A 10,849-nucleotide genomic window follows, 5' to 3' on the forward strand; every position below is an offset into this window, starting at 1 on the left:
CGTAGAAGCCCGGCCCGCCGCCCAGCATCGGTCCGGCGACGATGGGCAGCAAGGCCCACAGGGCGCTGGCGCAGGCGAAGAACAGGCCGGCGCGCAGGAAGACGCGGTGCAATTCCTTGCTGGCGCGGGCGTAGCGCAGCCCGGCGCGCAGCGCGCCGCCGAACTGCTCTGACAGATCGTCGCGGGGGTCGGGGGTGCGCCGCCACCACAGCAGGGCGGCGATGACGATGATGTAGGAGGAGACGTCCACCGCGTAGGTGGCGGCGGCCCCGGCGGCGGCCAGGATCGCGCCGCCCGCCGCCGGGCCGATGGCGCGGGCGATGTTGATGCCCAGGCTGTTCAGCGCGACGGCGCCCTTCAGCTCGCCGCGCGGCACCAGCTCCGGCACGATGGACTGCCAGACCGGCGCCATCAGCGCCGCCCCGACGCCACCGAGGAAGGTCAGCCCGGCGATGGAGGCCACGGTTGCCACGCCCAGCGCCGCCTGGATCATCAGCGCGGCGCTGACGCAGGCGAGCAGGCACTGGATGATGATCAGCATCCGCCGCCGGTCCATGATGTCCGACAGCACGCCCGCCGGAATCGCCAGCAGGAAGATCGGCAGCGAGCCCGCCGCCTGGATCAGCGCGACGGTGGAGGGCGATCCCGACAGGTCGAGCACCAGCCACGCGCTCGCCACGTCGCGCATGAAGGTGCCGACGTTGCCCAGCACCGCCGCCACCCACAGCACGGCGAACAGGCGGTTGCGCAGCGGCGCGAAGGGGCCGGCCGGCTTGGCTCCGTGGGAGGGAGCGGTTTCGGCGGTCATGCGGCCCCTCCCCCGCGGCGGAAGTCGCGGTGGGTGAGCACCGCCGCCGCCGCGAAGCCGCCGACAATGGCCAGATGCTCCAGGAAGGTGGCGGTCTGCCGCGCGCGATCCGGCCCCTCATAAGTCCAGAAGGCGTGGGCGAGCAGCGTGGCGACCACCGTGAAGCCGGCGAGAATCCCGGCGCCGAGCCAGCACCAGCGCCGTGTCAAAAACAGCGCCGAGCCGCCGAGCTGGGTGACGATCACCGCCACCGCGACGAGGACCGGCAGGCCGAGCCCCAGCCCCGCCGCCTCAGCCACGGCGCCGTTGAAGTCCGTCAGCTTGACCAGCCCGCTGACCAGGAAGGGCGCCGCCAGCGCGAGGCGGGCGAGCCAGGCGGTCCCCGGCCAGTCGAGCAGGGCGGCGACCGGCGCCGCGGCGGCGTCCTTGCGCGTGGAGAGGGTGTCGGCCATCGTCCCGCTCCTCCTCACACCGCCCAGCAGCCGCAGCCGAACACGCCCCAGAAGCTGCGCGCGTCGGACGAGGGCACGTCGGCGCCCAGCGCCGCCGCGTGGTCGTGGCCATGCACCGCGCAGCCGGAGTGGCAACCGCATTCCGCCGCCTGCCGCTGCACCGTTTTGGGGTCGCGGTAATAGCCGCCGACCGTGGCGACCGGCGACCAGTCGGGCATCGGCTTGGGCAGCGGCGGGGCGAGCGTGTCGTAATCGCCCTCGCCATGCACCACGGCGCCGCCCAGCAGGGTCAGGACCGAACGGATGTGGGGAATGCGGTCCTCCGGCACCGCCATGTAGTCGTCGCTGAGCAGCGCCGCGTCGGCGAGCTGCCCCGCCTCGATCCGGCCCTTCTTGCCCTGCTCGTTGGAGAACCAGGTGTTGGCCTCCGTCCACAAGCGGAGCGCCGTCTCGCGGTCCAGGCGATTGGCCATCGGGTAGAGCGACAGCCCGCCCACCGTCTTGCCGGTGACCAGCCAGGACAGCGAAACCCAGGGGTTGTAGCTGGCGACGCGGGTGGCGTCCGTCCCGGCACCCACCGGCACGCCAGCGGCCATCATCTTCGCGATGGGCGGCGTGGCCTCGGCGGCCTTGGCGCCGTAGCGCTCCACGAAATACTCGCCCTGATAGGCCATGCGGTGCTGCACGGCGATGCCGCCGCCGAGCGCCGCGATGCGGTCGATGTTGCGGTCGCTGATCGTCTCGGCGTGGTCGAAGAACCAGTTCAGCCCCTGCAGCGGGATGTCGCGGTTGACCTTCTCGAAGACGTCGAGCGCCCGGCCGATGGTCTCGTCGTAGGTGGCGTGCAACCGCCACGGCCAGCGCCGCTCGGCCAGCAGGCGGACCACCGGCTCCAGATCCGTCTCCATGTTGGGCGGCATCTCGGGCCGGGCGACGCGGAAGTCCTCGAAATCGGCGGCGGAATAGACCAGCATCTCCCCCGCCCCGTTCAGGCGGTAGCGGTCGTCGCCGTCGCCCGGCTTGACCGTGTCCGACCAGGTGGCGAAGTCCTGCAACTCCTCCTTCGGCTTCTGGGTGAACAGGTTGTAGGCGATGCGCAGCGTCATCTCGCCGTCGGCGTGCAGCTTCTCGATGATCGCGTAGTCGTCAGGGTAGTTCTGGAAGCCGCCACCGGCGTCGATCACGCTGGTGACGCCCAGCCCGTTCAGCTCGCGCATGAAGTGGCGGGTGGAGTTGACCTGATACTCCTCCGGCAGCTTCGGCCCCTTGGCGAGGGTGGAATAGAGGATCATCGCGTTGGGCAGGGCGAGCAGCAGGCCGGTCGGGTTGCCCGCGGCGTCGCGCTGGATCTCGCCGCCCGGCGGGTTGGGCGTGTCCTTGCCGTAGCCCACCGCCCGCAGCGCCGCGGCGTTCAGCAGCGCGCGGTCGTAGAGGTGCAGGATGAAGACCGGCGTGTCCGGGGCGGCGGCGTTCAGCTCCTCCAGCGTCGGCAGGCGTTTCTCGGCGAACTGGTGCTCGGTGAAGCCGCCGACGACGCGCACCCACTGCGGGGCGGGGGTGCGGGCCACCTGGGCGCGCAGCATCGCCATGGCGTCGGCCAGCGTCGGCACGCCGTCCCAGCGCAGCTCCATGTTGTAGTTCAGGCCGCCGCGGATGACGTGGATGTGGCTGTCGATCAGGCCGGGGATCAGGCGGCGTCCCTTGGCGTCGATCACCGCGGCGTCGGGAGATGCCGCGGCGCGCACCTCGGCCTCCCGCCCCACGGCGAGGAAGCGCCCGTCGCGGATCGCCACGGCGTCGGCCTGCGGGTTGGCGCGGTCGAGCGTCGTGATGCGGGCGTTGACGATCAGAAGGTCGGAGGAGGGCATGGCGGCATTCCCAAGGCGGGTGAACAGGGGCGAGGCGAGCAGAGTGGCGGCGGCGCGTCCGGCGATGGCGCCGCGGCGACCGATACCGGGGCGACCGATTCCGGTCCCGGTCATGCCCGGCCCCGCGGGGGCGCATCCCCGGCCGGGGCCGGCGGGGTCGCGGCGTCCGGCGCGGCGGCGCTGCCGGCCTGCGGCCCCAGGATGTGACGGGCGCAGTCGTTCTGGATGAAGGCCAGCACCGGCTGCCCGGTGATCAGCCGCTTGACCACCGGCACCGCCTGCTCGCCGACCAGCATGCCGAGCAGGCCGATCAAGGCGATGGTGGGCGGAGCCGGGGAGCGGACGCCGAGCAACGCGTAGAGGACGCCGACCAGGATGCCGGCGCCGAGGGAAAGCAGGTAAGGCATCATGGCGTGCCTGTTCTTCGTCCGGATGGGCGGGAAGAGGCGGACCGGCCCCGGGGAGGATCGGGACCGGTCCGCCGCGGCGCAGGGCATCGGGCGCCGCAAAGCAAGCGCCCCAAACCAAGCGCCGCGATCAGGCGGCGGCGCTGTGGCCGCCTTCCGACGCGCCGAACATCGTCTTGGCGTAGATGATGCCTAGGCCATAGGCGCCGCCGTACTTCTTGGCGATGCCGGTGGTCATCTCGTAGGTCTCGGTGCGCGCCCAGTCGCGCTGCAGTTCCAGCATGTACTGGAGCGAGGTCATCGGACGGACGCCGGCCTGGACCATGCGGTCCATGGCGCGCTGGTGCGCCTCGACCGAAACGTCGCCGCAGGCGTCGGCGATGACGTAGACCTCGAAGCCCTGGTCCAGCGCCGACAGGGTCGGGCCGACGATGCAGACCGAGGTCCACAGGCCGCAGAAGACCAGCCGGGTCTTGCCCAGGCCGTTCACCCGCTTGATGACGTTCGCGTCCTCCCAGGTGTTCATGGAGGTGCGGTCGGTGACCTCCGCCCCCGGGAAGGCCTCGGTGATCTCGGAGAAGATCGGGCCGGAGAAGCTCTTTTCCGCGACCGTGGTCAGGATGGTCGCGACGCCGAAGCCGGCGGCGGCGTGGGCGACCAGCGCGGTGTTGGTGCGCAGCGTCGTGGCGTCGATCGAATGGGTCGCGAAGGCCATCTGCGACTGATGATCGATCATGATCAGCGCGTGGTCCTTCGGCGATACGAGCAGCTTGCCGGGAGTCGCGGTGGCGGTGATGGTCATGTCTCTATCCCTTTTGTTCTTGGCGCCGGTGCCCCGGGCAAGCCCTGCGGCGATGCCCGTTGCCCGGCGGTGCGTCGAAGCATCGGCCAGGGATGGAGGACGGCGACATTGAACTTGCGTTTGCCGGCCCTATACCTTGGTATATCAGGCCAAGGCGCCGTCCGCCGCCGGTGCCGGTCAGGGTAAATGGACAGGGCAAAGGAACAGGGTTGAGGGAAGACGTGACCCGACGGCCGGGCGAGCGACGGTGATGCGCACGAGGGATGTCCCCGGAGACCAGCGGTTTCTTCTGGCGACCCTGCCCCCGGGGGCGGGGCAGACGCGGCTGGCCGTCGTCACGGTGGCGGGGCTTCTGGCCGCGCTGGCGGTCGCGGCGCCCTTCGCCCGCCTGACGCTGGACGGCACGGCGGTTCTGCTGCCCGCCTACGCCACCGCGGTCCTGCTGACCGAGCTGATGACCGCCGTCCTTCTGTTCGCGCTCTACGCCACGCAGCGAACGCCGGCCCTGCTGGCGCTGGCCGCCGGCTATCTGGTCACGGCGCTGCTGATCGTTCCCTGGGCGCTGACCTTCCCCGGCGTCTTCGCGCCGACCGGGCTGCTCGGCGCCGGCCTGCAAAGCACCGCCATCGTCGCCGCCGGGCGCCGCGTCGGACTGCCGCTGTTCATCCTGGCCTACGCGCTGCTGAAGGCCGTGGAGGCCAGCCCGCGCGAGGCGCACCGTCCGGCGCTCCCCGCCATCGCGGGCGGCGTGGGGCTGGCGGCGGCGCTGGCCGGGGGCCTGACGGCCTTCGCGCTGGCCAACGACGCCGTTCTTCCCCGGCTGATGGTCGACAGCATGCGGGAAACGCCGTTGTGGCGGGTCGTGCCGATAACCGCGCTGGCGCTCTGTGCCGCCGCCCTGGCCGTCCTGTGGCGGCAGCGGCGCTCCGTCCTCGACCTCTGGCTGATGGTCGCCCTGGCCGCCTGGGCCATCGAGACCTGCCTGCTGAGCTTCATCAGCGGCGGGCGCTTCAGCGCCGGCTGGTGGTCGGGGCGGCTGTTCGGGCTGGCCGCCTCCAGCGTCGTCCTGCTGGTCCTTCTGGCGGAGATGACGACGCTCTACGGGCGGCTGGTCCGTTCGGTGGCGGCGGAGCGGCGGGTGCGCGACGCGCGTCTGGCCAGCCTGGAGGCACTCTCCGCCTCCATCGCGCACGAGGTCAACCAGCCGCTGGCGAGCATGGTCACCAACGCGGGCGCCGGGCTGCGCTGGCTGGACCGCCCGTCGCCCAATCTCGTGGAGGTGCGGGCGGCGCTGAAGCGGATCTCCGACGACGGCCACCGCGCCGCGCGGGTGATTGCCTGCATCCGCGATTCCTTCCGCAAGGCGCCGCCCCAGCGCAGCCGGCTGGACATCAACGGCGTGATCCGGAGCGCGCTGGACCGCACCGAGGGCGAGCGCCGCCTGAACCGGATCGCCGTGCGCACCGACCTTCAACAGAGCCTGCCGCCGGTCAACGGCAGCCTGGTGCAGCTCGAGCAGGTGCTCCTGAACCTGATCGCCAACGCCGACGACGCGATGAGCGCGGTCGCCGACCGCCCGCGCGTGCTGAGCATCCGCTCGCGGCGGCGCGGGCTCGCGGACGTCCTCGTGTCGGTGGAGGACACCGGCACCGGGTTGCAGGCGACCCAGGAGGAACGGCTGTTCGAACCCTTCTTCACCACCAAGGAGCACGGAATCGGCATGGGGCTGACCATCTGCCAGTCGATCGTGGAGGCCCATGGCGGCCGGCTGTGGGTGGCCGCCAACCAGCCCCATGGCGCCGTCTTCCGCTTCACCCTGCCCGCCGACGACGAGCCGGAGCGACCGGAGGCCGGGGCGACGCTGGAGCGGACACCATGACCGACCGGTCCGCCATGGCTGTGGAAACGCCCTTCGTCGCCATCATCGACGACGATCCGTCGATCCGGGACTCGCTGGTCAGCCTGCTGCGCTCGGTCGGGCTGACCGCCCTGCCCTTCGCCTCGGCGCAGGACTTCCTGCAGCACCGCTGGCCCGACGCGCCGGGCTGCCTGGTGCTGGACGTGCGGCTGCCCGGCCAGAGCGGGCTGGAGTTCCAGCGCGAGCTGACGGGGGCGGGCATCCATCTGCCGGTCGTTTTCATCACCGGCCATGGCGACATTCCCATGTCGGTGACGGCGATGAAGGCCGGCGCCGTCGAGTTCCTGGCCAAGCCCTTCCGCGACCAGGATCTGATCGACGCCGTCCACACCGGCATCGACCGCGACCGCGACCGCCGCCGCGCCGTCGACGCCCTGTCCGACCTTCAGGAGCGGTTCCGCAGCCTGACCCCGCGCGAGCGGGAGGTGATGCGGCTGGTCGCCGCCGGGCAGCTCAACAAGCAGATCGCCGCCGAGTTGCAGCTCAGCGAGATCACCGTGAAGGTCCACCGCGCCAGCGTGATGCGCAAGATGCAGGCGCGGTCCCTGCCCGATCTGGTGCGCATCGCCGACAAGGTGACCCCCGCCGGCGACGCCTGACCGGCCCCTGCTTACGATCCTTTGATGAAGGCGAGCACGTCGGCGTTGAAGCGGTCCTGGTGGGTGGCCGTCAGGCCGTGCGGCGCCCCCTCGTAGACCGTCAGCGTCGCCTGCGGCGCGATCTCCACGGCGCGGCGGGCCGCCGCGTCGATGGGCACGATCTGGTCGTCGTCGCCGTGGATGAACAGCGTCGGGAGCGCCATCTTCCTCAGATCCCCGGTGAAGTCGGTTTCCGAGAACTGCTGGATGCAGTCGTAGGCGCCCTTGATCCCGGCCATCATGCCCTGCAGCCAGAAGGATTGCCGCAGCCCCTCCGACACCTTGGCCCCGTCGCGGTTGAAGCCGTAGAAGGGCATGGTCAGGTCCAGGAAGAACTGCGACCGGTCGTCGTAGGTGCCCTTGCGGATGCCGTCGAAGACCTCCATCGGCAGGCCGCCGGGGTTGGCCGCGGTCTTCAGCATGATCGGCGGCACCGCCCCGACCAGAACGGCCTTGGCGACGCGCCCGGTGCCGTGGCGCCCGATGTAGCGGGCGACCTCGCCGCCGCCGGTGGAGTGGCCGATCATCACCGCGTCGCGCACGTCCAGCGCGTCGAGCAGCTCGGCCAGATCGTCGGCGTACTGGTCCATGTGGTTGCCGGTCCAGGTCTGGTCCGAGCGGCCGTGGCTGCGCCGGTCGTGGGCGATGACCCGGTAGCCCTGCTGGCCGAAGAACAGCATCTGCCCGTCCCAGGCGTCGGCGCTGAGCGGCCACCCGTGCGAGAAGACCACCGGCTGTCCGCTGCCCCAGTCCTTGTAGAAGATGCGGGTGCCGTCCTTGGTTGAGATCGTGCTCAAAACCCCCTCCATTTTTCGGGCGCGCGAAGGATCCGCGACGCGAGGGGAAGGCGGACACCGGCCTTTCCATGGGCAGCGCGGAACCTCGTCGGCGTCACAACAGTGCCGAAGGCGGTCCGGCCTGGAAACTATACGGAGGTATCGGTGGCCTGCCCGTGCGTATGGCAAGCGGGAGGACGGCGTCGCTGAACCGCGAGAAGGAGCGGAGAGAAAGGAAAGACACGCGAACCGATGTCGCCGCTGCTCGCCCGATGGTGGAAATATTTCGTTTTTTCAATCAGCTTCGGTGCTTTTGATGAGGATTTAGCCTCCTTTGTATCTTCCGGACGGACGCGGCATCGTTTATCTTCGGCAAGCGGTGGGCACAATGCCTATCCATCTGGGAAATAAGAAAACGGTTTCTTGGAGGAGTAGAGCTTGCGGATGCTCGTCGCCGTGGCCGATGAACTGCGCCGACACAGCCGCAGCGTCATCGTTCGCCTTATGCTGTTTGGACTAGTCCTGGTCTTCGTCGGCGCCTGCGCGCGCATCTGGGTTCTGTCCTCCTTCTTGGAGGGCAAGATCAAAGACCTCACCTCGTCCCAACAGCAATCGACGGCCTCCTACGTCGCCCACGACATCGACGAGAAGATCAAGGCGCGGCTCGACCTCCTGCGCCGCGCCTCCGGAAGCCTGCCATTGGCGAGCCTCGACGATCCCGCAGCCCTGCGGGATTGGCTGAAGACGCATCACGAGATCGCGCCCTTGTTCTCGCGCGGGCTGATGGTCGTCCGGACGGACGGCCACGGCGTCTTCGCCGATTATCCGGAACGCCACCGCTCGCCCGATTTCGACGTTTCGGATCGCGACTGGCTCCGGTCCGCGCTGAATGGCCGCGAACCGGTGATCGGGCGGCCCGCCCGCTCCACCATCGACGGAGAGCCGATGGTGGTCATGGCGACGGCGGTCACCGACGCCGCCGGAACCCCGGTCGCGGTCCTGGCCGGCGCCACCGCCCTGTCGTCGCCCGGTTTCCTCAATCTGGTCCAGGGAAACCGCATCGGACGCAGCGGAGGCTTCCTCCTGGTTTCTCCCCGCGACAGGCTGTTCGTGTCGGCCAGCGACCACGGGATGATCCTGACCGCGACCCCGCCGGAGGGTGTGAACCCGCTGCACGACCGGGCCATGGCCGGCTACCGCGGCACCGGCATCACCGTCAACGCGGCGGGGGTGGAGGAGTTGTCCGCCATCGCCGCGGTCCCGACGGCGGACTGGTTCCTGGTCGCCCGGCTGCCCACGGCGGAAGCCTTCGAGGGGGTCCGCGACCTCCAGACCTTCATCGCCACCAACAGCCTGATGATCGCCGCCTTCGCGGTGACCGTGCTGTTCTTCGGCATGCGCCGTTTCTTCCGCCCGCTGACCGAGGCGGCGCGGCGGATGCACCAGATGGCCGACGGGCACGTCGAGCTGTCGCCCCTGCCGGTCCACCGCATGGACGAGGTCGGGGAACTGGCACAGGGCTTCAACTATCTGCTGGGCAAGCTGCGGGAGCAGGAGGCCGCCCTGCGGGCGAACGAGGCGCGCATGGCCCACATGGCCCACCACGACGCGCTGACCGGCCTGCCCAACCGCGCCATGTTCCACGACCGGCTGCAACAGGCCATCGACCGGGCGGAGCGCGGCGGCATGCTGTTCGCCCTGCTCTACATTGATCTGGACGGCTTCAAGCCGATCAACGACACCCATGGTCACAGCCGGGGCGACGAGGTTCTGCGCGTGGTGGCGCACCGCCTGTCCGGCCTGTTGCGCAAGTCCGACCTGATCGCCCGCATCGGCGGCGACGAGTTCGCCATCATCCTGGAGGTGGAGGTGACCCGTGCCGGTGCGGAAACCGTCGCCGACAAGTGCCGGGCGGCGCTGGAGGAACCCATCGTGATCGACGGGCTGCGGCTGCCGCTCGCCCTGTCCATCGGCGTCGCGGTCTACCCGCAGGATGGGAGGGATGCCCAGCAACTCATCGTTCACGCCGATCAGGCGATGTACGCGGTCAAGCGGGGCGCCGCCCGGGTCCCGGCCCTGTAGACGCTCCCGCTCAGTGGCAGCTTGAACCGCCGCCGGCCGGGCCGCAGCCCTTGCACCCGCCGCCACAGCCAGAGCCCTTCGGCGCGGCCCTGCCCAGCAGGCGGGCACGCAGCCCGGCCGGCAGGACCACCCGCCACACCGTCCACGCCGCGGCCAGCGCCACCACCACCGCAACCAGCAGATCCTGCCACATGGCCGTGCCCTCCCCTCTCTTTACAGCAGCGCAGACGCGACGCGGTAGGTGATGAAGCTCGCCCCGTAGGCCAGCGTGATCATGTAGGCGAACATCACCGCCGGCCAGAACCAGCCGTTGGTCTCCCGCTTCACCACCGACAGGGTGGCGACGCATTGCGGGGCGAAGACGTACCAGGCGAGCAGCGACAGGGCGGTCGGCAGGCTCCAGGAGGCGGCCAGCGCCCCGGCCAGCGAGGATTGCAGCGCGTCGCCGCTCTCGCTCAGCGCGTAGATGGTGCCCAGCACGCCGACCGCCACCTCGCGCGCCGCGATGCCCGGCACCAGCGCCACGGCGATCTGCCAGGTGAAGCCGATGGGCGCCAGCAGCGGTTCCAGCGCGTGGCCGATCATGCCGGCGATGGAATACTGGATGGCCGGCTCGGTGGCCCCCTCCGGCGCGCCGGGAAAGCTCGCCAGGAACCACATGACGATCATCAGCGCGAAGATCGTCGTGCCGGCCCGCGCCAGGAAGACCTTGGCCCGCTCGAACAGGCCCAGCGCGATGTCGCGCGGGTTGGGCAGGCGGTAGGCCGGCAGTTCCATCAGCAGCGGCTCGCGGGCACCCTTGAACACCGTGCCCTTCAGAACGAAGGCGACGGCCAGCGCCGACAGGATGCCGGCGGCGTAGAGCGCGAACATCACCAGCCCCGGCAGCCCGACCAGCCCGCCCAGCAGCGGACGGTCCGGCACGAAGGCCGCGATCAGCAGCGTGTAGACCGGCAGCCGGGCGGAGCAGGTCATCAGCGGGGCGATCATGATGGTCGCCAGCCGGTCGGCGCGGTTCTCGATGGTGCGCGCCGCCATGACGCCGGGGACCGCGCAGGCGAAGCTGGACAGCAACGGGATGAAGGCCCGCCCGTGCAG

Annotated in this window: 11 protein-coding genes; 3 read left to right on the plus strand and 8 right to left on the minus strand. The window is 70.5% G+C overall.

What is annotated here, in order from left to right:
• The 5 genes from GBZ26_RS21190 to GBZ26_RS21210 all read right to left on the minus strand — a co-directional run.
• The coding region (locus GBZ26_RS21190; protein ID WP_174440546.1) for an MFS transporter at positions 1-808 on the minus strand (808 nt) is incomplete at its 3' end.
• Positions 805-1,260 carry a DoxX family protein gene (locus GBZ26_RS21195; RefSeq protein ID WP_174440547.1) on the minus strand — a complete coding sequence of 152 codons (456 nt, stop codon included), beginning with the start codon at positions 1,258-1,260 and terminating at the stop codon, positions 805-807. The genes GBZ26_RS21195 and GBZ26_RS21190, both read right to left, overlap by 4 nt.
• A gap of 14 nt (positions 1,261-1,274) precedes the next feature.
• Positions 1,275-3,242, minus strand: a complete 1,968-nt coding sequence (locus tag GBZ26_RS21200) for an amidohydrolase (protein ID WP_174440548.1) — start codon at positions 3,240-3,242, stop codon at positions 1,275-1,277.
• On the minus strand, positions 3,239-3,538 hold the full coding sequence (locus GBZ26_RS21205; protein WP_174440549.1) for a XapX domain-containing protein: 300 nt from the start codon (positions 3,536-3,538) through the stop codon (positions 3,239-3,241). Before GBZ26_RS21205 ends, GBZ26_RS21200 begins: the two co-directional genes overlap by 4 nt.
• 127 nt (positions 3,539-3,665) lie before the next feature.
• A complete protein-coding gene (locus GBZ26_RS21210; RefSeq protein ID WP_174440550.1) occupies positions 3,666-4,337 on the minus strand; it encodes a hydrolase in 672 nt (223 codons plus the stop codon).
• Positions 4,338-4,587: 250 nt separating this feature from the next.
• On the opposite strand from GBZ26_RS21210, the gene GBZ26_RS21215 reads away from it, so the two are divergent.
• Positions 4,588-6,216, plus strand: coding sequence for an MASE4 domain-containing protein (locus tag GBZ26_RS21215; protein ID WP_174440551.1), 1,629 nt, complete (start codon positions 4,588-4,590; stop codon positions 6,214-6,216).
• Positions 6,213-6,854 (plus strand): response regulator transcription factor, encoded by a 642-nt coding sequence (locus GBZ26_RS21220; protein ID WP_211104878.1) that lies wholly within the window; start codon positions 6,213-6,215, stop codon positions 6,852-6,854. Before GBZ26_RS21215 ends, GBZ26_RS21220 begins: the two co-directional genes overlap by 4 nt.
• Before the next feature lie 11 nt (positions 6,855-6,865).
• On the opposite strand, the gene GBZ26_RS21225 is transcribed toward GBZ26_RS21220, so the two are convergent.
• On the minus strand, positions 6,866-7,690 hold the full coding sequence (locus GBZ26_RS21225; RefSeq protein ID WP_174440552.1) for an alpha/beta fold hydrolase: 825 nt from the start codon (positions 7,688-7,690) through the stop codon (positions 6,866-6,868).
• 423 nt (positions 7,691-8,113) lie between these two features.
• Between GBZ26_RS21225 and GBZ26_RS21230 the strand changes: the two genes are divergently transcribed.
• Positions 8,114-9,751: a bifunctional diguanylate cyclase/phosphodiesterase gene (locus tag GBZ26_RS21230; RefSeq protein ID WP_174440553.1), complete on the plus strand. Its 1,638-nt coding sequence runs from the start codon at positions 8,114-8,116 to the stop codon at positions 9,749-9,751.
• Between the two features lie 10 nt (positions 9,752-9,761).
• On the opposite strand, the gene GBZ26_RS21235 is transcribed toward GBZ26_RS21230, so the two are convergent.
• Both GBZ26_RS21235 and GBZ26_RS21240 read right to left on the minus strand, forming a co-directional pair.
• The gene (locus GBZ26_RS21235; protein ID WP_174440554.1) at positions 9,762-9,944 is read right to left on the minus strand and encodes a hypothetical protein; all 183 of its coding nucleotides are present in this window, start codon (positions 9,942-9,944) and stop codon (positions 9,762-9,764) included.
• 20 nt (positions 9,945-9,964) lie between these two features.
• Positions 9,965-10,849: ferrous iron transporter B (locus GBZ26_RS21240; RefSeq protein WP_174440555.1), on the minus strand; the 885-nt coding region annotated here is incomplete at its 5' end.

The organism is Azospirillum formosense (assembly GCF_013340925.1).
GTDB classification, from domain to species: domain Bacteria; phylum Pseudomonadota; class Alphaproteobacteria; order Azospirillales; family Azospirillaceae; genus Azospirillum; species Azospirillum formosense.